The sequence below is a fragment of the Kribbella sp. NPDC026611 genome, assembly GCF_040638345.1.
In the GTDB taxonomy this organism is placed as follows: Bacteria; Actinomycetota; Actinomycetes; order Propionibacteriales; family Kribbellaceae; genus Kribbella.
Genome location: NZ_JBEZYC010000006.1, coordinates 494,508 through 518,879 on the forward strand (window position 1 = coordinate 494,508; position 24,372 = coordinate 518,879).

At 68.3% G+C, this 24,372-nt stretch carries 20 protein-coding genes and 2 pseudogenes; 12 read left to right on the forward strand and 10 right to left on the reverse strand.

Annotated features, from left to right (window positions below; genetic code table 11):
• Window positions 1-118: 118 nt before the first annotated feature.
• Both AB0E69_RS26715 and AB0E69_RS26720 read left to right on the forward strand, forming a co-directional pair.
• Window positions 119-1,765 carry a hypothetical protein gene (locus AB0E69_RS26715; protein ID WP_360151558.1) on the forward strand — a complete coding sequence of 549 codons (1,647 nt, stop codon included), beginning with the start codon at window positions 119-121 and terminating at the stop codon, window positions 1,763-1,765.
• Window positions 1,753-1,851 (forward strand): annotated as a pseudogene (locus tag AB0E69_RS26720) (DUF2613 family protein); the annotation flags it as partial. The gene AB0E69_RS26715 and the pseudogene AB0E69_RS26720, both read left to right, overlap by 13 nt.
• Here AB0E69_RS26720 and AB0E69_RS26725 read toward each other — a convergent pair.
• Window positions 1,805-2,989, reverse strand: a complete 1,185-nt coding sequence (locus tag AB0E69_RS26725; RefSeq protein ID WP_360151561.1) for a glycosyltransferase family 4 protein — start codon at window positions 2,987-2,989, stop codon at window positions 1,805-1,807. The pseudogene AB0E69_RS26720 and the gene AB0E69_RS26725 sit on opposite strands and share 47 nt — an antisense overlap.
• Before the next feature lie 115 nt (window positions 2,990-3,104).
• On the opposite strand from AB0E69_RS26725, the gene AB0E69_RS26730 reads away from it, so the two are divergent.
• Both AB0E69_RS26730 and AB0E69_RS26735 read left to right on the forward strand, forming a co-directional pair.
• Complete coding sequence (locus AB0E69_RS26730; protein WP_360151564.1) at window positions 3,105-3,851, forward strand: class I SAM-dependent methyltransferase; 747 nt, start codon at window positions 3,105-3,107, stop codon at window positions 3,849-3,851.
• Window positions 3,848-5,824, forward strand: a pseudogene (locus tag AB0E69_RS26735) (alpha-(1->3)-arabinofuranosyltransferase family protein); the annotation flags it as partial. The gene AB0E69_RS26730 and the pseudogene AB0E69_RS26735, both read left to right, overlap by 4 nt.
• 1,934 nt (window positions 5,825-7,758) lie before the next feature.
• Here the strand turns inward: AB0E69_RS26735 and AB0E69_RS26740 are convergent.
• Window positions 7,759-8,970: an acyltransferase gene (locus AB0E69_RS26740; protein ID WP_360151567.1), complete on the reverse strand. Its 1,212-nt coding sequence runs from the start codon at window positions 8,968-8,970 to the stop codon at window positions 7,759-7,761.
• Window positions 8,967-10,727: a hypothetical protein gene (locus AB0E69_RS26745; RefSeq protein ID WP_360151570.1), complete on the reverse strand. Its 1,761-nt coding sequence runs from the start codon at window positions 10,725-10,727 to the stop codon at window positions 8,967-8,969. The genes AB0E69_RS26740 and AB0E69_RS26745 overlap by 4 nt, the downstream gene beginning before the upstream one ends.
• Before the next feature lie 110 nt (window positions 10,728-10,837).
• Here AB0E69_RS26745 and AB0E69_RS26750 point away from each other — a divergent pair, with 110 nt between their 5' ends.
• Window positions 10,838-11,911, forward strand: coding sequence for a DUF3068 domain-containing protein (locus AB0E69_RS26750; RefSeq protein WP_360151573.1), 1,074 nt, complete (start codon window positions 10,838-10,840; stop codon window positions 11,909-11,911).
• 15 nt (window positions 11,912-11,926) lie between these two features.
• On the opposite strand, the gene AB0E69_RS26755 is transcribed toward AB0E69_RS26750, so the two are convergent.
• The gene (locus AB0E69_RS26755) at window positions 11,927-12,739 is read right to left on the reverse strand and encodes an LLM class flavin-dependent oxidoreductase (protein ID WP_360151576.1); all 813 of its coding nucleotides are present in this window, start codon (window positions 12,737-12,739) and stop codon (window positions 11,927-11,929) included.
• Window positions 12,740-12,790: 51 nt separating this feature from the next.
• Entirely contained in the window at window positions 12,791-13,621 is an 831-nt protein-coding gene (locus AB0E69_RS26760) for an AraC family transcriptional regulator (RefSeq protein WP_360151579.1), read from the reverse strand.
• Window positions 13,622-13,686: 65 nt separating this feature from the next.
• Between AB0E69_RS26760 and AB0E69_RS26765 the strand changes: the two genes are divergently transcribed.
• Together AB0E69_RS26765 and AB0E69_RS26770 are read left to right on the forward strand one after the other, a co-directional pair.
• A complete protein-coding gene (locus AB0E69_RS26765) occupies window positions 13,687-14,454 on the forward strand; it encodes a phytanoyl-CoA dioxygenase family protein (protein ID WP_360151582.1) in 768 nt (255 codons plus the stop codon).
• 48 nt (window positions 14,455-14,502) lie between these two features.
• Entirely contained in the window at window positions 14,503-14,967 is a 465-nt protein-coding gene (locus AB0E69_RS26770) for a hypothetical protein (RefSeq protein WP_360151585.1), read from the forward strand.
• Here the strand turns inward: AB0E69_RS26770 and AB0E69_RS26775 are convergent.
• Entirely contained in the window at window positions 14,932-15,669 is a 738-nt protein-coding gene (locus AB0E69_RS26775; RefSeq protein ID WP_360151588.1) for an SDR family oxidoreductase, read from the reverse strand. The genes AB0E69_RS26770 and AB0E69_RS26775 overlap by 36 nt on opposite strands.
• Before the next feature lie 95 nt (window positions 15,670-15,764).
• Between AB0E69_RS26775 and AB0E69_RS26780 the strand changes: the two genes are divergently transcribed.
• Window positions 15,765-16,463, forward strand: a complete 699-nt coding sequence (locus AB0E69_RS26780; RefSeq protein WP_360151591.1) for a LysR family transcriptional regulator — start codon at window positions 15,765-15,767, stop codon at window positions 16,461-16,463.
• Between the two features lie 91 nt (window positions 16,464-16,554).
• Window positions 16,555-18,276 carry a S8 family serine peptidase gene (locus AB0E69_RS26785; RefSeq protein ID WP_360151594.1) on the forward strand — a complete coding sequence of 574 codons (1,722 nt, stop codon included), beginning with the start codon at window positions 16,555-16,557 and terminating at the stop codon, window positions 18,274-18,276.
• Between the two features lie 41 nt (window positions 18,277-18,317).
• On the opposite strand, the gene AB0E69_RS26790 is transcribed toward AB0E69_RS26785, so the two are convergent.
• The 3 genes from AB0E69_RS26790 to AB0E69_RS26800 form a co-directional block, all read right to left on the reverse strand.
• Complete coding sequence (locus AB0E69_RS26790) at window positions 18,318-19,214, reverse strand: MBL fold metallo-hydrolase (RefSeq protein WP_360151597.1); 897 nt, start codon at window positions 19,212-19,214, stop codon at window positions 18,318-18,320.
• Between the two features lie 104 nt (window positions 19,215-19,318).
• Entirely contained in the window at window positions 19,319-20,005 is a 687-nt protein-coding gene (locus AB0E69_RS26795) for a Crp/Fnr family transcriptional regulator (RefSeq protein WP_360151600.1), read from the reverse strand.
• A 12-nt stretch (window positions 20,006-20,017) separates the two neighbouring features.
• Complete coding sequence (locus AB0E69_RS26800; protein WP_360151603.1) at window positions 20,018-20,956, reverse strand: NADP-dependent oxidoreductase; 939 nt, start codon at window positions 20,954-20,956, stop codon at window positions 20,018-20,020.
• Window positions 20,957-21,088: 132 nt separating this feature from the next.
• Here AB0E69_RS26800 and AB0E69_RS26805 point away from each other — a divergent pair, with 132 nt between their 5' ends.
• Window positions 21,089-22,063, forward strand: coding sequence for a helix-turn-helix domain-containing protein (locus AB0E69_RS26805; RefSeq protein WP_360151606.1), 975 nt, complete (start codon window positions 21,089-21,091; stop codon window positions 22,061-22,063).
• 135 nt (window positions 22,064-22,198) lie between these two features.
• Window positions 22,199-23,050, forward strand: coding sequence for an alpha/beta hydrolase (locus AB0E69_RS26810; protein ID WP_360151609.1), 852 nt, complete (start codon window positions 22,199-22,201; stop codon window positions 23,048-23,050).
• Here the strand turns inward: AB0E69_RS26810 and AB0E69_RS26815 are convergent.
• Entirely contained in the window at window positions 23,047-23,211 is a 165-nt protein-coding gene (locus tag AB0E69_RS26815; protein WP_360151612.1) for a hypothetical protein, read from the reverse strand. The two genes, AB0E69_RS26810 and AB0E69_RS26815, sit on opposite strands and share 4 nt — an antisense overlap.
• A gap of 374 nt (window positions 23,212-23,585) precedes the next feature.
• On the opposite strand from AB0E69_RS26815, the gene AB0E69_RS26820 reads away from it, so the two are divergent.
• Window positions 23,586-24,266 (forward strand): VOC family protein, encoded by a 681-nt coding sequence (locus AB0E69_RS26820; protein WP_360151615.1) that lies wholly within the window; start codon window positions 23,586-23,588, stop codon window positions 24,264-24,266.
• The last annotated feature ends 106 nt before the right edge of the window (window positions 24,267-24,372 follow it).

Here is a 24,372-nt window from a genome sequence, read left to right on the forward strand (position 1 = left end):
GCCCATCCGGTTGCATCATGGGCGTGAACTACAGTCGGACAGCCGTACCACGCCACCGGTGCCAGGAGGGTTGTTGTTGTCCGAGCGCATGAAGCGTGTCGTGCCGGTGGTTTGGCCTGTGCTGCTCACGGCTGTGATCACCGGGCCGCTGCTCGCGCCGGGGTTTGTCGTCAGTTACGACATGGTGTTTGTGCCGGACCTCCCGCTGCGGCTGGAGCTGTTTGGGGTTTCGGGGGCTCTGCCGCGGGCGGTGCCGTCGGATGTTGTGGTGGCGGTGCTGGACGAGCTCGGCGGCGGGCAGTTGCTCAGCAAGGCCGTTCTGGTTGCTATCCCCTTGCTGGCGGGGCTGGGGGTGACTGCGTTGTGGCGGGAGCTCAAGCTTGGCAGTTGGTTGGCGGGAGTTGCGGCGACGACGCTGTATGTCTGGAATCCCTTTGTTGCTGAGCGTTTGCGGCTCGGTGCCTGGGCTCTGCTGCTTGGGTACGCCGCTCTGCCCTGGCTGGTCCGGGGCGCTGTCAGGCTGCGTGAAGGGAAGGGGTGGGTCGGCATCGTCCTGGCGGCGGCGCTGTGTGCGCTGACGGCGTCGGGTGGTGTGGTGGCGCTGCTCGTGAGTGGCGTGGTCCTGCGCTGGCGACCAGGGGCCTACAGTCGATGGCCCTTGGGAGCCGCCTTGCTGTTGAACGCGCCCTGGATCGTGGCTGGCGTCACGCACTCGGGTTTGGCGAGCGACGGTGCCTCGGTGGCGGCGTTCGCGGCTCGTGACGAGGGCTATGGGGGTACGCTCCCGACGCTGCTCACGCTCGGCGGTGTGTGGAACGCGGACGTCGTTCCGGGCGACCGTGGTGAACCGCTCGCGCTCGTCCTCGCGTTCGCGATGCTGCTGCTGTCGCTGGCCGGCGTGCGGCTGTGGTGGCGCAGAGATCGTTTCGCCGGCGCGCTGGTGGTACCTGCGGTCGTGGCGCTGCTCATCGCGCTGGTCGGTGTCGTCGTACCGGGTCTGTTCGCGCAGGTGGTCCAGCACGTCCCGGGTGCCGGCCTGTTCCGCGACGGTCAGCGCTACCTGGCACCGCTCGCGCTGCTCGAGGCAGTCGGCTTCGGTGTCGCTGTCGCGTGGCTGCAGGACCACGTCAGACCAAAGCTGGTTATCGGCCTCACCGCAGCCCTGGTACCGGTCGCCGCCCTACCTGCCCTTGCCGCTGGTGCTGGCCTGCACCTGTCGCACTACCCGAGCGACTGGCCGCAGGCCAAGCAGGTGTTGGCCGGCCGCTTCATCCCCTGGCCCTTCGAGGCCTACCGTGCCCCCTCCTGGAACGGCCACCGCCCGGTGCTCGATCCGATGCCGAGGTACTTCGGTGCGCAGCCGTCGATCGTGCCGGACGAGCTGATCGTCGCCGGCCGCCGGCTCGGCGGCGAGGACCCGCAGGCGGCCGACGTCGCGAACGCCTTGCGAGCTGGGACGGACCCAACACGGGTCCTGCTCCGGAACGGCGTCGGCTGGATCGTGGTCGACCGCGAGGCCCGTGGACCGGCGCCGGACACCGTGATCCGGGGTCTCACCAAGAGGTTCGAAGGCCCGACGGTCGCGGTCTACCAGCTGGCCGGTACGCCGATCCCGCAGCAGGCACCGGTCTGGCGAACGGTGACCGTCCTGCTGGCCTGGGGGATCGCCGTACTGACCTTGCTCCCGGCCCTGGTGTCGGTGGGACAGCGTTGTTACTCTGCGGTTCACTTGATCGGGAGGGGACGCTTTTCATGGGATCGCTGATCGGTGCGGCCATCGCCGTACTCGCCGGGCTCGCAGTGGCTACGACGACCGTTGTCGGGGTGGTTCAGTCGGTGAAGGACGACCCGGCGCCGCCGCAGGGTCAGACGCAGGGGCAGGCTGACGTTCCGCTCGTGAACTACGGCTCGAAGTAGGCGTCAGCACGCTGTCGAACGCGAGCGCGGCCGCGCGCCACGTGAACCGGCCCGCGCCCGCCAGTGCGCCGGCCGACAACCGCTGCCGCAGTACAGAGTCCACGAGCAACGAGGTGATGGCCGCCGCGAACTCGGACCGGCTGTCCACCAGCACCCCGGAGACCCCGTCGTGGACGGACTCGGTCGGGCCACCGGCACTGCGATAGGCAACGGTGGGTACGCCGTGCCCGGCAGCCTCACCGACGACGAGACCCCAGCCCTCCTTGAGACTCGGCAACGCGAGCACCCAGGCCTCGTCGTACGCCGCGTGCTTGTCGGCCTCGCTGACCTGCCCGCGGAACTCGACGGCGTGGGTCAGCCCTCGCGTCTCGACGTACGCGCGGAGCGAGTCCTCCCACCACCCGGAGCCGACGACGACGAGTCGGGCCTCTGGCAGGGTTTCGCGCGCGACTGCGATCGCATCGACGGCATGCTCGATCTGCTTGTGCGGGACGATCCTGCCAACGCACACCACCGTCGGTACGGCGGCTCGCGCGCACTGCCGCGCCGGTGCCGGGTCGGTCCCGTTGTGCACCACTGTGATGTCGTCGACTCCGAGATCGGCCAGCTCGTCGCGAGAGGCCGACGACACCGTCACGTAAGGACAATCCGCATACAACGTTGGTGCCACCCGCGACTCCAGCCACCAGCCGAGCCGGCCGCGCCAGCCCGGGTAGACGACCTGCCACTGCTCCCGGTGGACGTGGTGCACCAGAACGACGACGGCGCGCCGGACCAGCCGGGTGAAGAACGGCAGCCCGTTCTGGACGTCGACAACGCGGTCCGGCCGATGCAGCCAGGTGTAGAGCAGGCCATGCAGGTACACGGTCACCTTGGTGCCGCGGTACACGTACCGAACCTCGCCACGGAACGCCTCCCGCGGACTTCCCGGGTACGCCGCACACAACACAGTCACCGCCCAGCCCAGCACCGCAAGGCCGCGCGCGATCTCCTCCACGTAGCGTTCCGAGCCACCGCCTTCCGGGTTGGTCGTGTCACGCCAGTTCAGCAACAGCACGCTCTGTGCACGCACCTGATCAGCCCCACCCCTCTGGTTACCTCCCCCGAGGTATGGGCGCGGACGTTACCAAGGAGTAACGATCTCCACCAGACCTCGGAAGTTCCGTTAATGTCCGGCTGTGCAGGGGATGACGAACGCAACAGCGCGCCGGGGGTGGCGGGCCGATCTCAGCCGATCGGTGCGGCTGCTCCGGGCCTTCGGCGTAGAGCAGTCGGACCCGGATCGCTTCTATGAAACGCTTGCTGAAGACTCGGTCGGCCAGCTGCGCGAGTACGTCGCGCTGGACGGCGCGTTGATGCTCGACGTCGGCGGTGGTCCCGGCTACTTCGCCGACGCGTTCCGTCGGGCCGGTGCGACGTACTACGCCGTCGACTCGGACCTGGGTGAGCTCAGCGGTCGTGGTGCTCCCGCCCCGGGCACTGTGCTCGGCAGTGGGATGGCCCTGCCGGTGGCGGACGCCTCGATCGACGTCTGCTTCTCGTCCAACGTGCTGGAGCACGTCCCAGACCCCTGGCTGATGGCTGACGAGCTGGTGCGGGTCACTCGGCCCGGTGGAACTGTCTTCTTGTCCTACACCGGTTGGTGGGGACCGCACGGCGGCCACGAGACCGCGCCCTGGCACTACCTGGGCGGTCACCGCGCGGCCGCCCGCTACCAGCGACGAATGGGTCGTCCACCGAAGAACAGGTTCGGTGAGTCGCTCTTCCCGATCACCGTCGCGAGCGGATTGCGCTGGGCGCGTACCTGTCCGGACGTGGACCTCGTGGCGGCTTTGCCTCGGTACCACCCGCGCTGGGCGTACGGCGTACTTGCTGTGCCCGGGCTGCGCGAGGTCGTCACCTGGAACCTCGTCCTGGTGCTCAGGCGCCGATGAAGGTCATCTGGCGGGCGCGGGTCGTCGTTGGCTGCCTGGCTCTGGTCGCGCTGTGCTTCCAGCAGGCGCCCGGGAAGATCGTCCCGGATACCAAACTCGACCTCACCGCGGGACCAGGTGCCTTCCTCGGACGGGCGCTGCATCTGTGGGACCCACAAGGCGCCTTCGGCCAGCTGCAGAACCAGGCATACGGTTACCTGCTGCCGATGGGTCCGTTCCACTGGCTGCTCGACCTCCTGTCCGTGCCGGACTGGATCATCCAGCGGCTGTGGTGGTCAGTGGTCCTCTGCGTTGCCTTCGTCGGTGTCTGGAAGCTCTGCAACGCCCTGCAGTACGGCGTCCCCTGGTCGCGTTTCGCCGTCGCACTGCTGTACGCCGCGAGCCCTCGGATGCTCGGCGAGCTCTCCATCACCTCCATCGAGGTGTGGCCTCTCGCGATGGCACCGTGGGTCCTGCTGCCGCTCGTCACCCCGACTGGACGCTCCACCTGGTGGCGGGTCTGTTGGTCAGCTGTGGCGTTCGCACTGGTCGGCGGAGTCAACGCAGTGGCGACCGGCGCGACGCTGGTTCTTCCAGCGCTCTGGCTGCTCACTCGCCGTGGCACGGTGAAGGTCACCGCGGCTTGGCTGACGTGCATTGCCGCCGTCTCGCTGTGGTGGCTAGTACCGCTGGTTCTGCTCGGCCGGTACAGCCCGCCGTTCCTGGACTGGATCGAGAACGCTGCGGTGACCACTGGCAGGGCGAGCGTGTTCGAGTCGTTCCGCGGTACGTCGCAGTGGCTGAACTTCTTGTCCGGCGGTGGCGGACCGAGCTGGCCGGCCGGCTGGCTGTACGTCACGCAGCCGACCCTGATCCTGGTCAGCGCAGCGATCGCTTTGGTCGGCCTGCTTGGTCTAGGGATGGGTTCGCTGCCGCACCGCGGCTTTCTCCAGATGTCCTTCGTCGTCGGACTCCTACTGCTGACGCTGGGACATGCAGGTACGGCCGGCTCGCCGTTGGCACCGCAGCTGCACGACCTGCTCGACGGATCACTCGCAGCGCTTCGCAACACCCACAAGTTCGAGCTGGTCGTGCGACTGCCGCTGGCGCTCGCTGCGGCGCACTCGCTGCACAGGCTCACCCAGCTGGCGACAGCACGCGGCATCCACCGCCGCGTCGTACCCGTGCTCGTCGCATGTCTGATCGTCTCGGCGGCAACACCGGCCGTCCTCGGCCAGTTGCCCAGACGGGAGGGGTACGACGCTATACCGGCGTACTGGCGTGACGCTGCCACCTGGCTCGATCGACAGCCCGCGCCGGGCTCGGTGCTCGTGGTGCCGGCCTCGTCCTTCGCGGACTTCACCTGGGGCTCGACGAAAGACGAACCGTTCCAGGCGTTGCTGAAGCGCCCGATGGCCGTGCGCGACGCAGTGCCGCTCGGGTCCGCCGGGGCGACACGCTGGCTCGACGAGATCGAGCGCCGGCTCGGCTCGGGAGTGGGGGACGCGACCCTGCGACAGGCACTGACCCGAGCGGGCATCAGGTATGTCGTGGTCCGCAACGACCTGCGGTACGACGCGCAGGCGACGCCGCTGCTCGCCGTCCACGAGAGTCTCGCGGACGCGGGCATCGAGCGCGTCGCGCAGTTCGGACCGGTGACGAGCAGCACGATCGAGCAGCCGGACGCCACGCTCGACGGGCACACGCGGCTGCCGTACCCGAGCGTCGAGATCTTCGATGCGGGCGAGACGAGCTCCGCCGTACTGCTGCCGCAATCCCGGTTGGTCGAGGTCCAAGGGGCACCCGAGGACGTACCGGCCGCGCTGACTGCTCTGGGCGGCAACCGGGACGCGATCACCTCGTCCGACGCGGCGGGCAAACTGACCGGTCTGCCGCTGATCCAGACCGACGGCGTGCAGCGCCGCGAGGTGTCGTTCGGCCGGCCGGCGGACAACTACTCACCTGTGCTGGCCGCCTCTGATCCCGGCACCCAGGCCCGCCGAGTCCTCGGGTACGCGGTAGCCGGGAAGGAGACGACTCGGGCCTGGAACGGCGACCTTGTCGACGTTCGCGCGTCCTCGTCGGCTGCCGACGCTGCCGCGTCCTTGCACACCGGCGCAGGCAACGGCCCGTTCGCGGCTGTGGATGGCGATCCGTCGACGCGCTGGATCTCGGGGCGGTTCGGTCGCGCGAGCGGCGAGTGGCTCGAGCTCACCTTCACCGCACCCCGCGCGGTCGACGGCCTGACGGTGCAGTTCTCGTTGGCCGCGCCAACGACCGAACCGGTGCGGACGCTGCGGGTCGAGACCGACACGGGGGTTCTGACCTCGGTGGTGGCGGGAACGGGCGATCCACAGCATCTACCGGCACCACCAGGCTTGACGCAGCGGCTCCGACTCAGCATCGCGACCACCGACGGCAAGGACCCGAACGGGGTGTCGATCGCAGAGGTGACCGTGCCGGGAATGATGGCGGCGAGCAGGCTGGTGGTGCCGGCGGCAGGCCGGCAGCCGAGCGCGCTGGTGTTCAGGAACCAGCAGATCGGGCGGTCCGCTTGTCTGCACGTTGGTACGCGGCCGCTGTGCCGTGAGAATCAGGCCGCAGACTCGGAGGAGTCCGCCGGGCTGATGCGGAGCGTCGACGTACCGCACAGTGCGACGTACCAGCTGTTCGGCACTGCGCTGCCGAAGGACGGCGACGGGCTGGAGCGGCTGCTGGTCGTGCCGGGAGCGATCACGGCTACCGCGTCGTCCAGGTCTGTTGCGGCCCCCGAAGGCCGGCCCGGCGCGGCCGTCGACCGTGATCTGGGGACTGGCTGGGTGGCCGCTCCGGACGACACCGCGCCGCGACTGACGCTGCGGCTGCCGGCACGGAGGAGCGTCACCGGTCTGCAGTTCCTCAGCGATCCGTACCTCACGGCGTCCCGTCCGACCGAGGTGGCGCTCGCGTTCGACGGTGGGCCGCAGTTGCGCGGCACGGTCGATCCGGAAGGGTACGTGCGGTTCGCGGCACGGAGAGCACTGACTGTCGAGGTGACGTTCACCCGCGCGAAGCCGCTGCTGGACTTCGACTCCGCCACGGGCCTTGCGCGCACCGCGCCGGTCGGCGTTGCCGAGGTTCGCGTCGTCGGAGCGGACGAGCTGCGCAAAGCGCTCGACCCGTACGGTCGGTCGGGCGCCGTCTGCGGCTACGGACCAAGTGTGCGGGTGGACGGCGTACCGGTCGACACGCAGGTCAAGGCCACGGTCCGGGACCTGTTGCAGCGAAGGCTTGTCCCGTTCACGGCGTGCGGGAAGGACTCCGGCGTTCTGCTCCGGGCGGGGCGTCACGCCGTGGACTTCCTGGCCGGCGGTGGTTTCGTTCCGGTCCGGGCCAAGCTGACCGTCCGTGCGTTGACGGCGACCTATGTGCCGCCCGAGCGGAGCGTCGGCGTCGTGCGCTCGAGTCCGGCCGAGTTGAGGACCGAAGTACCGGCAAGGGACGAGCAGTCGGTACTCGTGGTCGCGCAGAACTACAACGACGGGTGGGAGGCGTACGACGACAGCGGGCACAAGCTCACGCCGATTCGGGTCGGTGGCTGGCAGCAGGGCTGGATCCTGCCCGCTGGCGCGGAGCAGTTGGTGACCGCACGCTTCGGACCGGACCGTGGCTACCGGACCGGTCTGCTGGTGGGTCTGCTGGCCTGCCTGCTCGTCCTGAGCGTCGCACTGCTGTCGCGGCGGGCAGGACCTGAGCCTCCCAGTGGAAGACGTCGTCCGCGGCCCTGGGTCGTTGTTGGCATCGCAGTAGTCGCGGGCCTGTTCATGTCAGGGTGGGTAGGCCTCGCTGCAGTCGCTGCTGCGGTCGTCTGCTCGTGGCTGGTACCGCGACGCATCGCCTTCGGGTTGGTGGCGGCCGCGGTGGGCGTTGGGACGCTGGTGGCCGCAGCTCAGCCCTGGCCGGGCGGTGACGCCGGAGTGACCTCGGTCGTGGTCCAGGCGTCGGTGCTGTTCGGCTGTGCGTTGGCGCTGCTCGTTGGCGAGACGTCGTACGACCTGTCTCGTCTGCCGAGGCGCATGATGGGTCGCTCGATCCCGTAGTAGCTAGCCGCAGCAACCAGAGCGGAGATCACCAGTGTGGGCATGAAGAGCAACAGGAAGTGACCGCTGAACAAGGTGTAGCTCGTGACCTGCTCGACCAGGCCGAGCACGATCAGGTGGTACACGAAGACTCCGTACGAGATGTCACCGGCGACATGCCCCGCTCGGCCGCCCAGGACCCGAGCGGATCGTGGTGTCGGCGTCAGTGCGGGGAAGAGGGCGCACGCCGCGATGGCTGTATAGAGCAGGCTCTTCATGAACGCCTGTCCGGCGGAGGGCGCTGTCAGGTTGTACGGACCGGCCAGAGGGGTGGTCGCGATCAGCAGGAGAGCTACTGCCGCGGTCCACACCGTGCCTGGCGCTCTGGTCAGAGTGTCCTGGGTCGGGGTGGTGAGAACGCCGTACTGACGTGCGACCTGCCAGAGGGCGAACCCCATGCCAACCGCGAACCAGCCGAGGTACCCAGGCAGCCAAAGACCTGCTCGTGGATGTCCGGTGGCCGTTATCCATGCCATCCATACTGGACCGACAAGCGCTGGCACTGCGAGTGCGGAGAGACGCGTTGCGATACCACGCCGGCTCGGGCGACCGCGTCCGGTCAGTAGCCTCGCCAGGAGCGGTAGCAGCAAGTAGAAGGCAACCTCGGTCGCAAGGCTCCACAGCTGGGTCAGACCGTCCGCTGGAGGTCCGTCGAGGTAGATGTGTGTCAGCGTCGCGTGCCGGAGATAGATGGCCCACGTGACGTCGGCACTGTGCGGCAGGAGCAGCGCAGCCAGCAGTACGGCGATCCACAGCGCGGGCAGGATCCGCAGCGCACGGTTCCGCAGGTACGGCGTCGTCCTGGGCCGCGGAGCGCCTTCGAACCACGCCGCGATATGCGGGCGGGAGAGCAGGAAGCCGGAGATCGCGAAGAAGATCGCGACACCGACGTCCAGCCGAGCCAGCAGTCCGGCGAACGGGCCGTTCAGCGACGCGCCGGTGTGGAAGCCGACGTGGGTGGTCAGTACGGCGAGCGCCCCGATCGCACGCAACCCGTCCAGGGCCGGGAAGCGGACCTTCATCGGGGGAGTCCGACCTGGAGGTTGGCAACGCACAGGTTGGTCGCGGGATCGGTGGAACGCAGCCGGAGCTGAGTGGGCCGGATCCGCTCCGACGGACCGAAGTACATCGTGCCCTTGCCGCCCGGCCAGTTCTTGGCCGGTAGCGCGGCGACCCGGCCCGTGGCGTCGACCAGCTCGACGGACACCTGGTTCTCGCGGTTCGAGAAGTAGGGGGCCCGGACGAACCACTCGGCGGTTGCGAGCTCGTTCTGCGTCGAGGCCAAGGGGATGACGAGGGGTCCGGTCCCGTGCAGCAACAGGTTGCAGAAGTTGTTCGGCCGCGCCGTCGGCTGGTCCCGGTACCAGGTTGCGAACTGGGCCGGCCGGATGTGGCCGGTGTCGTCGACCAGCAGCGGTTCGCTGCCCGGTTCCTGCAACTGGAACCGCTGCCCGGCCATCCGCAGGACCGGCGACAACCGCCGGTCGGACATGAGCGCACTGGCGATCGGAGGCGGCATCGTCGTGTCCCACAGGTTCACGTTCGGGCCGGTCCGTTCCAGCTCCGCGTCGACGGTCGCGAAGTACGCCTTGGCCGGATTCTTGCCCCACTCAGCGGCGAAGCCGGCATCCGACACCACTACTGCGGCGAGCGCACCGACCAGAACCACCGCCGGCACCACGATCCGCAGATTCTGGGCAGTCAGTACGACGGCCAGCGTCAACGGGATCGAGAGATCGGACCAGTAGTGGTAGTGCACGGTGAAGACGGACCCGAAAACCCCGAACCGGCCGTACGACAAGAGCGCGACCGTCGCGAGCACATAGCCGATCACCGCACCCCAGAGCAGTAGCGCCCGGCGATCCTGCCGCCAAGCGACGACCAGCAGCAGGGCGGTGACCAAACCGCCCAGCACGATCGCAGCGATCGGCGGATCGGCGAGGCTGAACGGCTGCCCGGTGCTGCTCCAGCGCCACGGACCACCGACGACCGCGGCCAGCGGGACCTCGAAGCTGCGCGCGACCAGGCCGCCCAGGTCTCGTGCGGACGGTACGTGGCCGGCCGACGGGTTGCCATGGGTCAGGTAGAGGGTCCCGAATCCGATCACGGCGACGCCGAGCGCGGCGGCGTACGGCAGGGTACGGCGCAACCAGCTGCGGAGCGGTTCGTCGCGCAGATAGAGGGCAAGGGCAACGGTAGTGAAGAGGATCAGGCCGGACTTCTCCCAGCAGGCCAGCGAGATCAGGAGCGACAACGGGCCGTAGGCAACGGCTCGGCGGCGGTGCCCGGCGTACCAGTCGATAGTTGCATGAAGCAACAGTAGGCCGAAGACGTGGGCGGACAGGTTGTTCACGCCGCTCGACAGCGACAGGAACGACGGCATGCTGACCGGCATCAGCGCGTAGATCGCCGTACCGATGGCCACCCACCAGGTCGGGCCGAGGATCCGGAGCAGCAGCAGTCCCATCAGTACGGTCGCGATCGCCTGCATCGCCATCCGCCAGCCGATCGTGACGTCGTGGTTGAGCGGCGCGATCGCGGCGAAGGCCGCGTAGACGAGCCGCACGCCTGGCGCGATGTGGTCGTTCAGCGGGGTCAGCAGTTCCTTGGGCGCGAAGCCGCGGCCGCCCTGGACGAGGAACTCGAGGTCGTCGGTGAGCCAGGATCCGCGGCGCGCGAGGAGGCCGAGCACGACGGCCTGCAGCACCGCGACCGCGACCACCAAGCCGCGGAGAACCGATGTCTCCGGCGTCGCCGGCCTGGCTGAGATCCCCCTCATGGGCCGCGACTATATGCCAGTCCGGGCCGTTGTGAACTCGTCGTCTCCGGCGTCTGGTCAACGTCGCTACCCGCTGGTAGCGTCCCGCGCACAGACCTGGAGGGGATGCAGTGGGGACTCGTAGTCGTGCGGTGCTGGTGGGGCTCGGAGTGTTCTTCGTCGGCGTTGCGGCGCTGGCCAGGTTCTATGCGTATCCGGCGTTGGCGGTCGCGCCCGCGGGGCAGGTTGCGCACACCGTGTCGACCGGACCGGATGCCACCATCTTCAGCGCCGCGGACCTGAAGCAGAAGGACCACGTCGACCTCGAGGCGCGCCGGACCGTGCGCGGTGACGTCGTCGCGGCCGAGAAGATCAGCAAGGCGCTGAACCGCAAGGTGGTCGTGTTCGACACCGCGGTCGTGACGGACGACTCGAAGAACTACCACTTCCCCAAAGGCGCGTCCAAGACCGCCGAGCTGCCGCTCAGCTTCGTCCAGGAGCGCGTCGTACTGGATGCGAAGACGGGTGAGTCGGTGCGCTGGAACCCGACCGGCGGCGACAACAGCGGCGAGTACATCACGACCACGCTGGACAAGGCGGACCGGCTCAAGCCCAACCCGAACAGCGCCCTCTTCAAGGGCCATGAGGGCCTGGTGCTGAAGTTCCCGTTCGGCACGCAGAAGAAGAGCTACACCTTCTGGGACACCGCGCTGCGCAAGGCCTTCCCGATCGACTACAAGCGGGTCGACCATCTGGACGGGCTCGAGGTGTACGTGTTCGAGCAGGTGATCCCCAAGCAGGACCTCCCGCTGGCGAAGCCGCTGATGGTTCCGGGCGCGCTCGTCGACGACCGCAGCCGGCCCTCGGTCGCGGTGCAGCGCACGTACCAGAACACGCGGACGCTGTGGATCGAGCCGCTGACCGGCGCCATCATCAAGGGCCAGGAGGAGCAGTTCGCGACCATCGCGTACAAGGGCGACGACAAGCTGACCGCCACCAAGGTCACCATCGCGTACGACGACGCCACCGTCCACAAGAACGTCAAGGGCGCCAAGGAAAACGACATCGCGGAAGGCGGCTACCAGGCGAAGGCAGCGCAGCTCCAGGCGATCTCGGTCTGGATCCCGCTCGGATCGCTCATCCTCGGCCCGCTACTCCTCGGCTTCGTCATCGTGCGCGAAGTCGGACCACGAGTTTCACGCTGAGGAGTCGGGGTTGTTCTAGGCGGGTGGGCCGGCGGCGATACGGCAATGGAGCTCGGCCGGCGGGATCTCGGACCCGTCCTGGAACCACCAGGTGACGCCGGCCTCCTCGTACCGCTTGGCCGCTTCCGCGTTGGGTGCGTACTGCTCGCTCGGGGACCAGATCGCGATGTCCGCGTGCGCGTTTCCACCGGCCTTCTCGAAGTCGGCGCGGATGGTGGCCAGTTCGTCGATGGTGGGCAGCCGGAAGTCGTCGGCCTCGTCCCTGATCTGCGGGAACAGTCCAGTCGCGTTGCGCGCACCCCGTACCGGCCCAGTCCGTGGCCAGAATCCACTGGTCCAAATGGGTACGTTGCTAGCCGGCATACGGACATCTGTGGCGCGGTAGTACTTGCCGGCGTGCTCAACAGGCTCACCGGTAAGGAGCTGGTGCAAGAGCTCGGCCCCCTCGTCCAGCCGTTCGGCGCGGTCCTTGCGCCGCGCGGACTCGCCGAACCGGGTGTAGTCCCATCCGGCTCCCGTTCCGAGGCCGAGAATCAGCCGCCCGTCCGACAGCTCCTGCAACGTGCCGGCCTCGAGCGCCACCTTCGCCGGCCGCCGCCGCGGCAAGGGCACCACCATCGGACCGATCAAGATCCTGCTGGTCGCCTCAGCGATCGCGGCCAGCGCGACCCAAGGATCCGCAACCGGTGGCTCGTAGGCAGGTGACGTGAGCAGATCCCAGACGAAGAACCCGTCCCATCCATGCTGCTCGCTCGCAACAGCAAGGTCCCGCAGCACCTTCGGACTCCCGTACTCACCGAACGACTTGGTATAGACCCCATAGCGCATAGTGCAGACAACCTTCCTCTTCTGGACGCTATTCCTCAGGAGAACGGCCCCTTACCCGCGCCGGTACGCCGTAGGTGTGGTGTGGGTGAGGCGTTTGAAGGCGGTGGCGAAGTACTGGGTGGTGGCGAAGCCGAGGGAGTGGGCGATCTCGGTGACTGGCAGCTCGGTCGTGGTGAGCAGGGTGCGGGCGTGCTCGATCTTGCTGCGGAGTACGAACTCGCCCGGTGGCATGCCGAGCTCCTGGCGGAAGCGGGCGTGCAGGCGGGCCGGCGACAAGCCGGTGGCGTGGCTGAGCATCGGTACCGTAATCGGCTCGCCGAGGTGATCGGCGACGTACTGCCTGCTCCGCTCCACCACCGCCGACACCGGCCGGACCTGGTCGGCGAGGCTCGCCGTCACGGTCCGGACCAGGAACTGCCCGAGTGACATCGCCGCCTGCAGGCGGGCGAGCTCCGTCGGCGGGCCGTTGAGCTGAGCGATCGCGTCGTCCAGCAGGAACCCGGCATCGGGGTGTGCCCGGAAGTGCCGGCCCGGGATGCCGAGCAGAGCCTCCGTCAGCTGTCGCCGCCGGGCGCTGTCCAGGTAGAGCAGCGGCGAGTCTCGTACGCGGACGATCAGCCAATACAGCACGCCTTTGTCCTCCGGTTCGTCGGCGCTGTCGTGGCGCTCGTCCGGGAGAGTGACGAACTGGTCGCCGCCGCTGAGCTGGTAGACCCGGTCGCCCAGCCGGTAGCGCTGCCGTCCCCGGGCCAGGAAGCAGATCTCGACGCAGCCGGGATGTGCGTGCGCGGCCAGTACGTCGTGCGCGTACGAGTACCGATACCGGCCGAGGGTGACGACTCCGGGCACGCCAGGATCCTGCAGCTCGAGTCGGTCGGCCATGTTCGATTTTCTCTCGCGTTCGATTCCGGACGCAAGCAGCCGGAGTCGTCCCTAGCGTGGTGGCCATGCTGACAACAGACGATGTGGCCCGCTACCACGACCAGGGTTTCCTCGCGCTCGAGTGCTTCATCTCCGCCGAGGAGGTCGAACGGATGCGCACGATCTACGACCGGCTCTTCGCCGAGCGGGCCGGACGGTCGGCCGGCGACCAGTTCGACCTGGCCGGCGCGGACGACGACGCGAGTACGGCCAACCTCCCGCAGATCCTCAACCCGTCGCGGTACGCACCGGAGCTGCTGCGCAGCTCTACGGTCGACCGCGCGAAGGAGGTGCTGGCCGAGCTGCTCGGGCCGGATGCGACGGTCGGCGGTGACCATGCGATCAACAAGCCGCCGCGCAACGGGGTCGAGACGCCCTGGCACCAGGACGAGGCCTATTGGAATCCGGCGGTCAGCTATCACTCCCTGAGCATCTGGATTCCGTTGCAGGAGGCAACGATCGAGAACGGCTGCATGCATTTCGTTCCCGGATCGCATCGCGGCGCGGTGGTCCCGCACCGGCCGATCGGCGGCGATCCGCGGGTGCACGGCCTCGAGGTGGAGCCCGGGGCGGTCGACGTCTCGACCGCCGTCGCGTGCCCGATCCCTGCCGGCGGGGCGACGATCCACGCCAGCCGGACCCTGCACTACACGTCCCCGAACAGGACCGCCGACCACCGCCGGGCGTACATCATCAGCGGAGGCACCCCGGAGGAGAAGGCCGCCGAGCCGCGTGAGTTCCCGTGGCAGGCCGCCCGGCACACCGCACGCGAGGAGCGAGCCAACTCGGTCTAGTCCCATACCTGACAAGGGTTGTCAGGGTATGGGCCTTACTGTCCGGGAATGAACAACGACTTCGCATTCGAGACCGGAACCTGGACGGTCACTCATCGGCAGTTGCGAGGGGAGGAGTGGGTGGAGTTCACCAGTACAGCCTCGGCGCACGGCTTCTTCGAAGGGAACGGGAGCTTCGAGGAGCACGTGTTCCACGAGCTGGGCACGCGCGGTACTGCGTTTCGGCTGTACGACCCAGCTGTGCAGGAGTGGGCGATCTACTGGGCCAGCAGCCGGGACGGCAAACTACAGACACCTGCGCGTGGGCGGTTCGTGGACGGGGTGGGGACCTTTGTCGATGAGGACGGGACCGGCCGATTCCACTGGAAGGACATCACGCCGACGTCCGCGCACTGGTATCAGGAGCACTCCGAGGACGGTGGCACCACCTGGGTGACCAACTGGACGATGGACTTCACCCGGGTTTCGGCCTCGAGCTCACCACGGGATGACGCCGTCGTCGTCGAAGAATGAACCGGTCGGGCCGTTGTCGGGAAGCGTGCCGAGCCGGATCGCGATGGCTGCGCCCTGCTCGGGGGTGCGGGGTCCGCGGAAGCCGGTGAAGTCGGTCGCGACGAGGCCCGGGCAGGCGGCGTTGATCAGGATGTTCGTACCGGCGAACTGCCGGGCGTACTGCACCGTGACGGCGTTGAGGAACGACTTCGACGGCGCGTAGGCCGCCATGACGGGGCCGATCTCGATGCTCGGGTCCGCCTGCAGGGTCAGGGAGCCGACGCTGCTGGAGACGTTGACGATGCGCGGCGACGCGGAGCGCTGCAGCAGCGGCAGCATCGCGTTGGTCACCCGGATGACACCGAGGACGTTGGTCTCGACAACCGTGCGTACCACGTCGAGGTCGAGCGCGGTCGGGTCCTGCACCCACCCCGGGCCGGACTCTCCCGAGATCCCGGCGTTGTTGACCAGGACGTCCAGGCGCCCGGCCCGCCGGTCGATCAGTTCCGCGGCATCGGTGACACTGTGGTCGCTGGTCACCTCCAGCGGTACCCCGAACGCGTCGACACCGGCGGCGCGCAGCTTCTCCACGGCGGTCTCGAGCCGAGCCTCGTCCCGTGCTCCCACGCCCACGCGGTATCCGAGGGCGCCCAGACCGGTCGCGATCTCGTACCCGATTCCCTTGTTCGCGCCGGACACCAGCGCAATCTTCGTTTCGCTCACGCGATTGATGCTCGCTCGTCGACGGGAGCTGTGGCCAAGACCGATCAGGCGTCCAGTGATACTCGTGGGGTATCACCCGTGAGTACGCTCTGCACATGGACACCCTGGAGACCCGCGAGCTGAGGTACTTCGTGGCCGTCGCTGAGGAGCTGCACTTCGGCCACGCCGCGGAGCGGCTCGGAATCGCCCAGCCACCGCTGTCGCGGGCGATCCAGCAGCTCGAACGGCGCCTCGGCGTCTCGCTACTGGACCGCAACCGTCGCGGCGTCTCGCTGACCGGCGCCGGAGAGGTGCTGCTGCACGAGGGGCGCGCCGCCCTGTACGCGACCACCGCCGCCGTACGCCGCACCCGTCGCGCCGGCGGCGCCGATCATCCAGGTGGCGCCCGCGATCGCCTGGTCCTGGCAGTGAAGGCCGCCGCGTCCCAAGAACTGCTGCGGAAGCTTCTCGACGCCTACGCGGCCGAGCCCGGCGCCGCCGAGATCGAGTTGCTGCCCTGCGGTATCGGCGAACAGGAAATACTGCTGCGCGACGGCCGCGCCGACGTGGCGCTCATGCAGACACCGTTCGACTCCCTCGCCGGGTTCGACAGCGAGGAACTACTGACCGAAGGACGGATCGCCGTCCTGCCCGCCGGGCACCCTCTCGCCACGCACAAGACCTTGTCCCTGGCCGATGTCGCCGCCGTCCCCCTCACCGGCGCACCCCCCGTCATCACCCACATCGCCTGGCCGCCACACAGCCGCTCCCGCCCCCTGGCCCAGCTGATCCGCACGGCTGTCTCGGTGATCTGACCTCCTACTGTCGTGAGGCGGTTGTGGGCGCTATGTTGGCGCCGGGGGTTCCGGCTATTTGGCCGGGACGAGGGGGAACGGGAGGGGTCCAATGTTCAAGTACGTCACGCGTGCAGCAGTCGTGGCAGGGAGCGTCGCCGGGTTGCTGTGGGTCGCGGCCGGTCCGGGCACGGCGACCAGCGGCCAAGAGCGGCAATTCGTCGTCCTCTACGCCCAGGGAGGCTCCGCCGAAGCCGCGCATGCCGCGATCGCCGCCGCCGGCGGCACGCTGCTCAGCGAGAACACGGCGATCGGAGTCGCCACCGTCACCACGAGGAGCGAGGGTTTCCAGACTGCCGCCGGTGCCTCGTCCGCGATCGTTGGCGTCGCGCGAAGTACGGTCATCGGCCGGGCGCCTGACGACGGCTCGGCCGTTGGGAAGGCGAGCCTGAAGCTCGATGCTGCGCAGACCGACCTCCAGGGTGCAACTGCAGGCAGTGCGACTGTAGAGGCGAAGAAGCAAGAGCCGCTGGCCGGGCTGCAATGGGACATGCAGCAAATCGGCGCCACCGCCGACGGCTCCCAGCGCTACGAGCAGGGCACCGACGTACGGGTCGGCATCATCGACACCGGCGTCGACGGTTCCCATCCCGACATCGCCCACAACTTCGACACGGCGCTGAGCCGCAACTTCACGACGGACATCCCGGTCGACGCGAACGGCGGGACGGTCGACGGACCGTGCGAGCACCCGAGCTGCGTCGACCCGGTCGACGAGGACGACAACGGTCACGGTACGCACGTCGCGTCCGAGATCGCATCGCCGGTCAACAAGCTCGGGATCGCCGGCGTCGCGCCCAAGGCGACGATCGTCAATCTCCGGGCCGGACAGGATTCGGGCTTCTTCTTCCTGCAGCCCACGGTCGACGCCCTGACCTACGCGGGCGATCACGGCATCGACGTCGTGAACATGAGCTTCTACGTCGATCCGTGGCTGTTCAACTGCGCCGACAATCCGGCCGATTCGCCCGAAGCTCAGGCGGAGCAGCGGACTGTCGTGGCGGCGATGCAGCGGGCGCTCGACTATGCCTACAACCATGGCGTCACGCTGGTCTCAGCGGCGGGCAACGGCGCGACTGACTACACCAAGACGATCGTCGACACCTCGAGCCCGGACTTCGCCGACGTCCCCGGTGAAGCGCCGTACTCGCGGACGATCCCGGCCTCGTGTACCTCGATGCCGTCCGAGGGCAACCACGTGCTCTCGGTGACCAGCACCGGCATCTCCACGCGCAAGGCCTACTACTCGGACTACGGCAACGGCTACGCCGACCTGTCCGCGCCTGGCGGGGACGTGTACGACACCGCTGACAACAAGCGCGACATCACGAAGGCCATACTCGCCGCGTACCCGAAGCACCTCGCCGAGGAGCGCGGTCAGCTCAATCCGGACGGGACGCCGAACACTCCGAACGTCGTCGAGAGTTGCCGCAACGGTGTTTGCGGCTACTACCAGTACCTGCAGGGCACGTCGATGGCGTCACCGCACGCGGCCGGCGTCGCGGTGCTGGCCGTCAGCCGGCTGGGCGTTCCGGACCTCGTCAACGGCGGCAAGAAGGCTTCGCCGGCCGTCGTAGAGCAGGCTTTGCGCGGTACGGCGACCGACATGCCGTGCCCGACGCCGCCGGCGTTCACCTACACCCGCCAGGTCCTCCAACCCGACGGGTCCTTCAGGACCGTGACGTCCACCCACACCTGCGAAGGAACGCCGACGAACAACGGCTTCTACGGTGACGGCATCGTCAACGCAACGAAGGTCGCCCGAGGCCACTGACCCACCCGCCCGGCGCCGGAACCAACCTTCCGGCGCCGGCTTCATCGGGAGGGCCGTGAGCTGTCGGCGAGGCGTTGCGCCGCGGTCGGGTCGTGGGCGGGGAGGACGACGAGGCCCGGCAGTTGCTCGGCGAGGGCCAGGACGTTGCCGGTGGTACGGGCGAGTTCGCTGCGGTCGCCTACTCCGGGAAGTTGGCGGCGTTCGAGCAGCCCGGCCTCGTACGTGAGGTCGCCGACCATCAGCAGTGGCGGCAGCTCGCGCCGGCGTACGAGCATCGAGATCGACCCAGGCGTGTGACCGGGCGTGGGGAACAGGAGGATCGATCCGTCACCCATGACGTCGAACGCTCGGGGAAACGGCGTCAGGTCGACGTCGGTGGTGAAGTCGACGTGCTTCCAGCGCGCACCGGGTACGTCGATGTGCGCCCGGAGGAAGCCGCGCCCCTCGGGGGAAAATCCGGACAGCTGGTCCCATTCCGCCGCGGTGATCAGTAGCTCACTGCCGCCGAGGTGGGGGATCCCGCCGATGTGGTCCTGGTGCAGGTGCGAGATGACTGCCTTGTCGACATCGGCTGTCGAGTACCCGAGGGTGCCCAGCTGCGCGTCGAGCGTCTCGTGCTCGGCAATGTGGAACTTCGCCAACCGGTCGTACACGACCCCGGTGAACCCGCCCGGGAAGTACGACGGATCGGTCACCGAGGCGCGATCCTGGCCGGTGTCGAACAACACCAGGCCGTTCGCGTGCTCGACGACGTACACGTTGATCGGCCGCGGCGGGAGCCAGCGACGGGACGTGAGCAGCCACCAGTACAGCGGTTTCCGTGAGCCGTACGCGTGTTCGGGATGGATCTCGACGCTGCCGGTGCTGATCACCGATACTGCCCGGACCGGGTCTCCGGTGCCACTACGCGCCGGCAATCTGATCGCTTCCGCGGACATCTGAACTCCCTTCGGGCCCCGACGGTTCGGGGCCGAGGGCATCAGTCTTCGCCCGGGCCGGCCGCCGCGTCTGTGACTTTTGTAGTCCGCCGGCGTCACCGAGGTCACACGTCGTCCGGGTTCCAGGTCTGGTCGTGGAGTCCGGTGGGATCGAGGATGTGGACGCGGTCGGCGGAGGTGGCGACCAGCCCCGCCAGCCGGAGCTCTCGCAGTACGCGCGCCACCACCTCGCGGACCGATCCGACGGAATCCGCGAGTTCCTGCTGGGACACGCGGGCGACGAGCTCGCCGCGTGGACTCTGCTGGGTCGAAGCCAGGTCCAGCAGGTGCGAGGCGACCCGCTGACGCACGGTGCCGAAGGCGTTGACCGCGGTCTGCTGCAGGTTCTCGTACAGCCGTCGAGTGAGTTCCTCCGCCATGGCCCACCCGACCCGGCTGTCGGTCCGCGCGGCGGCTGTCAGCAGCCCGGCGTCGATCCGGAAGAGCGTGCACTCGGCCAGCGTCTGTACGCCGACGTCGGCCGGACCCGCGACGAGTACGGCGATCCCGAGCACGTCGCGGGTCCGCGCGTACCGGACCGTCACCTGACGCCCCTCCGGCGAGGACATGTAGACGCGCAGCAAACCGCGAACAACCAGCACTGCGCGCGGCGTCGACCGCTCCCGGTACAGCGTGCTACCGGCCGGGTAATCGATCCGATCACCCGTCGCCAGCAACCGCTCGATCAGCTCATCCGGCAGCCCACCGAGGAAGCTGCCGGCCATAGCCGCGACCACGTCCCCATCAACCACCCCTCAAGCATGTCAGCGCGGCGCCCGCAGGACGATCTTGCCGGTGTTTCCGCCTTGTTCGGCGCGACGATGTGCTGCCGCTGCCTGCTCGAGGGGGAACACGGTGTCGATGACGGGGCGGAGCTTGCCTGCCTGGACCAGCTCCGCGATGGCCAGCAGACCGGCGTAGTCGGGCTCGACGAGGGTGAATCCGGCCGAGACTCCGCGGACCTCTGCCTCCACCGGCGCTGGTACTTCCTGCGGCCCCGCCAGAGAGATCAGTACGCCACCGCGGCGAAGGACTCGCAGAGACCGGCTCGCGTAGTCGCCCCCGATCGGGTCGAGTACGACGTCGATGTCGCTGAGTACCTCGGTGAAGTCTACGCGGGTGTAGTCGACGGCCTCGTCGAGACCGAGCTCGCGCAGGTCCGGATGCGTCGACGTCCCGGCAGTTCCGATCACGTAGGCGCCCAGGGCCTTGGCAACTTGCAGGGCGACGTGTCCGAAGCCGCCGGCCGCGCCGTGCACGAGCACCCGCTGGCCGGGCCGCAACCTCGCTGTTTCCGTCAACGCCTGCCAGGCAGTCAGGCCGGTCAAGGGCAGCGCGGCTGCCTCGGTGTGGTCGAGCGAGGCCGGTTTGCGGGCGAACTGCCGCGCCGGCGCCGCGACGTACTCCGCGTACGCACCCGCCTGCCACGGGAACCGCGGCATGCCGAAGACTTCGTCGCCAACCCGGTAGATCGTCACTCCCAGGCCGACCGCCTCGACGACGCCCGACACGTCGTGGCCGAGGATCGGTGGGTCGCCCCACAAGCCGAGGCCGCCGTGTGAGCGGGCCTTCCAGTCCGTGGCGTTCACCCCCGCCGCGTGGACGCGGACCAGGATCTCGGTCGGACCGGGTTCGGGGCGCTCTACCTCGACCTCGGCCAGGACTTCGGGCGGCCCCCAGGTCCGTGGGCTGATGGCGCGCATCGATGGGCTCATGGATTCCTTCCGATTCTGGATTGCTCCGGGTTGCTCCGGTTGCCTCTTCGCACTCGAGCCTGCGGCAGGCCGGTCCGGCGGAGCCATGGCCGTTTGGTCATCATGTGACAGAATCCGGCCATGGTTGCTGCTGGTCCCCATCGCGTGGTGGTGCTGGCTCTGGACGGCGTACTGACGTTCGAGTTGGGGATCCCGTCGCGGATCTTCGGCAGTGCTCGGGACGAGAGCGGCCGTCCGCTCTATGAGGTCGAGATCTGCAGCGTCGACGGCAGTCCGGTGACCACCGACGCGGGCATGACCCTGCACCCGGCCAGCGGTCCCGCGGTGCTCGGAACGGCCGACACGATCGTCATCCCGCCGACCCAAGACGTCGACTGGCTCCGTGCCGGCCCGCTGCCGACGGAATTGTCGACGGCGCTGGCGATGACCCGGGCGAGGCTCGTCTCGTTTTGTACGGCGGCGTACGTTCTGGCTGCCGCGGGACTCCTCGACGGGCGGCCGGCGACGACGCACTGGAGTGAGGTAGCGGACCTTCAGCAACTGTTTCCGCGCGTTCAGGTCGATCCGAACGTCTTGTTCGTCGACGACGGAGACGTGCTGACCTCGGCGGGTGCCGCCGCGGCTGTCGATCTCTGTCTGCACCTGGTTCGCGTCGACCACGGCTCGGCCGTCGCGAACCAGGTTGCGCGTCAGTGCGTGGTCCCGCCCTGGCGGGACGGAGGCCAGGCACAGTTCATCGATCGTCCGGTGCCGATGGCCGCCCAGGTATCGACCAGTGCGACCCGGCGGTGGGCGCTCGAGAACCTCCGCGAACCGCTGTCCTTGCAGGCCCTCGCAGCACACGCGCACATGAGCCTGCGGACCTTCACACGCAAGTTCCGCGACGAGGTCGGGATGGCTCCGCTGCAGTGGCTGACGCTGCAGCGCATCCGGGCGGCACAGGAACTTCTCGAAACCACCGACCTGCCCATCGACATCGTCGCCCACCACTCCGGCTTCGCCACCGGCAACTCCCTCCGCCAGCACCTCCGCGCATCACTCGGCGTCTCCCCGTCCACCTACCGCCGCACCTTCAGCCAGTCCCGCACCGCCTAGCCCTTCCGGAAGTTTGCCGTCCGGAATGTGGTGTAAGCCAGGTACATGGTTCTTCCAACTGACGTCGTTGCGCCCGTGCGAATCGAAGTACGCCAGGGACACCACCTGGCGGTCCGCCGACGGGGGAAAGGTGGTGTGCCTCTACTGCTCCTCCATGGGTTCCCTTGTACGAGCCGCATCTGGTCGCACAACCTCGGCCCGCTGGCCGCGACGGGGTTCGACGTCGTCGCACCGGACCTACGCGGCTACGGCGATTCCGATTTCGCGCCAGATGGCTTCTACGACCTCGCCGCGTTCAACGCCGACCTGATCGACCTGTTCGACACCTTCGGCTGGGACCGCGCGGTCGTCGCCGGGCACGATCTGGGAGCGATGATCGCGATCGACCTGGCCAATCGCCACCCCGAGCGGGTGGACCGCCTGGTGATCTTGGACGACTCCATGCCGGACCTGAAAGCTGCGTTCGCAGCTGCCGGGATTCCGCCGGCCATCGCCAAGCCCGCGGTCTATGACTACGTCCGCAACCAGGGGCATCACGCCGACGTCTTGGTAGCCGAGCTGGACACGCCCGAGCAGCGGCAGCGTTACGTGGCCGAGTTCTACGGGCATCGGCTGTGGTGTCCGCCCGACGCTTTCGACGACGAGGACCTAGCCTTCCTGACCGAGCCCTACCGGGACGAGGCCCGGCTGCGTGCCTCCTTCGCCGACTACGAGGTCGTCGTGGGTACCCGGCCGCTGTCGGCCCCGGAGATGCTCGATCGGCCGGTTCGCCAGCCTGCCCTGGTACTGATCGGAGCGGACCAGGTAACCAAGAACGACCACGCCGAGGAGCGCTGCGCGATCGCCTTCCCCAAAGCCGTCGGCCCGTTCTGGCTCAAGGGCGCCGGCCACTTCATGCCCTGGGAACGCCCCGACACAGTCAACCGAGCCATCCACACCTTCTGCGGCGACCTACTAGCCACCCGAACTCAGGCCGCTCCTCGCTAGTCGGTGCCCTCCGCGCCCTCTCCGTCGTCGGTGGGTGCTTTAACGGTTTCAGGCGGAGGAACGATCTCGCCGTTGGGACCAAACGTAGAACCCTCCGGGATGTCCTCGACCTCGACCTCTACGATCTCGCCGTTCGGACCAAATACCTTCACTGTCGCCATCGCCCCTCCAACCCTCCACTTGCGACGAGCATAGGTCCGAGATCGAAGCCCAACCAGGTTTGGGCAGCGCCGTCAAGCGAACCGCCGTGCGTACATCATCAGCGGAGGGACCCCGGAGGAGAAGGCCACCGCGCCGCGTGAGTCCCATGGCGGGCCGGCCGGCACATCGCACGGGAGGAACGAGCCAACACCGCCCGCCGCGCAGGCCGCCCGCGGATGGCTGAGTGTCGGCGAGTCGTGTCCTGCGCGACGAGTGGCGCGAGGGACCAGAGAAGATGCGTGAGCGTCGTGGCAGGCGGTACCAGGCGTGGGTTGAGTTCAAGTCGAGTTGAACTCTTAGTGTCGAGCTCACGACACCCAGAGAGGGCAACGCCATGAAGATCCGCGAGGTCGCGATCACGGTCCGCAGGCTAGACGCCGCAGCCAGCTTCTACCGTGATGTGCTGAGGATGCCGGTCGAGGAGGAGCCTGATCGCGTGACAGTCAGGGTCGGTCGTAGCCGGCTTGTCATCGTGCGTGGTGAGCAGTTTGAGGGCGTCCACCACGTGGCTTTCGGTATCTCGCCGCATGACTTCGACCACGCGCGGGCGTGGCTGAAGGGTCGTGTCGATCTCATCCCCGCCGGGGGCTCTGAGGTCATCATCGGTCCGGCAGGGTGGGACTCCAGATCTGTATATTTTCTCGGTCCGGAAGACATCCTTCTCGAGTTCATTGCCCGTCAAGCCGATGCCGGACTACCAGCAACAGATGGTCAGGTCCCTCGACCGTTCTCCATCAGTGAGATCGGCATCAGTGTTCCCGATACCGCGGCAGCCGTCGGCGAGGTGACTCGAGCGCTGCGACTGCCAACCTTCCCACCACAGCAACCAGGCTTCGCCCCCGTAGGCGATCACGACGGCCTACTGATCGTCGTCGACCAGAATCGGGAATGGTTCCCCACCCAAGTGCTCCGCCCCGCACACGGTCCCCTCACCGTGACAATCGATACGCCGCACGAACCAACCAGCATCGCCCTCACCAAGAAGGTCACCATCACGGCGGCGACCGCGGATTGAGAACCTGCTGATCGCGAGAAGGCTCTCTCAGACGCGAACCGTCACGGGCCTCAGGATGCGCCGCCGCAATGCGCTCCGAGCCGTGGCCGAAGGAAGGCACGAGTTC

Excerpts from the sequence above, each read along its gene's own strand:
- AB0E69_RS26790 (WP_360151597.1), bottom strand. The coding sequence starts at position 19,214 with ATGTCCGCGGAAGCGATCAGATTGCCGGCGCGTAGTGGCACCGGAGAC.
- AB0E69_RS26760 (WP_360151579.1), bottom strand. The coding sequence starts at position 13,621 with ATGGCCGACCGACTCGAGCTGCAGGATCCTGGCGTGCCCGGAGTCGTC.
- AB0E69_RS26770 (WP_360151585.1), top strand. The coding sequence starts at position 14,503 with ATGAACAACGACTTCGCATTCGAGACCGGAACCTGGACGGTCACTCAT.
- AB0E69_RS26815 (WP_360151612.1), bottom strand. The coding sequence starts at position 23,211 with ATGGCGACAGTGAAGGTATTTGGTCCGAACGGCGAGATCGTAGAGGTC.
- AB0E69_RS26785 (WP_360151594.1), top strand. The coding sequence starts at position 16,555 with ATGTTCAAGTACGTCACGCGTGCAGCAGTCGTGGCAGGGAGCGTCGCC.
- AB0E69_RS26765 (WP_360151582.1), top strand. The coding sequence starts at position 13,687 with ATGCTGACAACAGACGATGTGGCCCGCTACCACGACCAGGGTTTCCTC.
- AB0E69_RS26780 (WP_360151591.1), top strand. The coding sequence starts at position 15,765 with ATGGACACCCTGGAGACCCGCGAGCTGAGGTACTTCGTGGCCGTCGCT.
- AB0E69_RS26755 (WP_360151576.1), bottom strand. The coding sequence starts at position 12,739 with ATGCGCTATGGGGTCTATACCAAGTCGTTCGGTGAGTACGGGAGTCCG.
- AB0E69_RS26740 (WP_360151567.1), bottom strand. The coding sequence starts at position 8,970 with ATGAAGGTCCGCTTCCCGGCCCTGGACGGGTTGCGTGCGATCGGGGCG.
- AB0E69_RS26800 (WP_360151603.1), bottom strand. The coding sequence starts at position 20,956 with ATGCGCGCCATCAGCCCACGGACCTGGGGGCCGCCCGAAGTCCTGGCC.
- AB0E69_RS26805 (WP_360151606.1), top strand. The coding sequence starts at position 21,089 with ATGGTTGCTGCTGGTCCCCATCGCGTGGTGGTGCTGGCTCTGGACGGC.
- AB0E69_RS26820 (WP_360151615.1), top strand. The coding sequence starts at position 23,586 with ATGAAGATCCGCGAGGTCGCGATCACGGTCCGCAGGCTAGACGCCGCA.
- AB0E69_RS26745 (WP_360151570.1), bottom strand. The coding sequence starts at position 10,727 with ATGAGGGGGATCTCAGCCAGGCCGGCGACGCCGGAGACATCGGTTCTC.
- AB0E69_RS26730 (WP_360151564.1), top strand. The coding sequence starts at position 3,105 with ATGACGAACGCAACAGCGCGCCGGGGGTGGCGGGCCGATCTCAGCCGA.